At 71.4% G+C, this 745-nt stretch carries 1 protein-coding gene; it reads right to left on the reverse strand.

The features are described from left to right. Window positions 1–2: 2 nt before the first annotated feature. Window positions 3–695, reverse strand: coding sequence for a carbonic anhydrase (locus FV228_RS31515; RefSeq protein WP_147857952.1), 693 nt, complete (start codon window positions 693–695; stop codon window positions 3–5). Window positions 696–745: the final 50 nt, after the last annotated feature.

Below are 745 nucleotides of genomic sequence, written 5' to 3' on the forward strand. Positions count from 1 at the left end.
GCTCACGCCGCCTGCATCCGGTTGCCGGCCAGGGCGGGGGCCAAAGCGGGAGCCTGGGCCACCGGCATGTCCGCCTCCGCGATCGGCCGGAACCGCCCGGTGGTGCCGTCATAGGCCAGCAGCGCGCCGGACTCGATCTCGAAGAACCAGCCGTGCAGGCGCAAGCGGCCCTTGGCCAGGCCGGCGGCGACGCTCGGATGGGTGCGCAGGTTGGCGAGCTGCACCACCACGTTCTCCAGGGCGAGCGCCCGGTGACGCTCCTGCGGGTCCATCCCCTCGGGATAGGCCTCGCAGACGATGCGCTCGGCCGCCTCGGCGTGGCGCAGCCAGGCCGCGACGCTGGGCATCTTCTTCAGGAGGTCCGGCTTCATCAGGCCGCCCATGGCGCCGCAATCGGAATGGCCGCAGATCACGATGTCGCGCACCCCCAGGGCCACCACGGCGTACTCGATCGCCGAAGAGACGCCGCCGATCACGTCGGAGGCCGGGGGCACGATGTTGCCGGCGTTGCGGCAGACGAACAGGTCGCCCGGCCCCGCCTGGGTGATGTGCTCGGGCGAGACCCGGGAATCCGCACAGGCGATGATCAGCGCGCTCGGGTGCTGACCGTCGCGCACGAGCTGCTGGTACATCTGGCGCTGGCCGGGGAAGACGCTGCCCTGGAAGCTGGCGATGCCCTGGATGATGCTGTTCACGTGCGGGGACCCTGCGACTGGGAATCGGGCTGGGGGGATCGGGCTGGGGA

It is taken from the genome of Methylobacterium sp. WL18, from assembly GCF_008040015.1.
Lineage (GTDB): Bacteria > Pseudomonadota > Alphaproteobacteria > Rhizobiales > Beijerinckiaceae > Methylobacterium > Methylobacterium mesophilicum.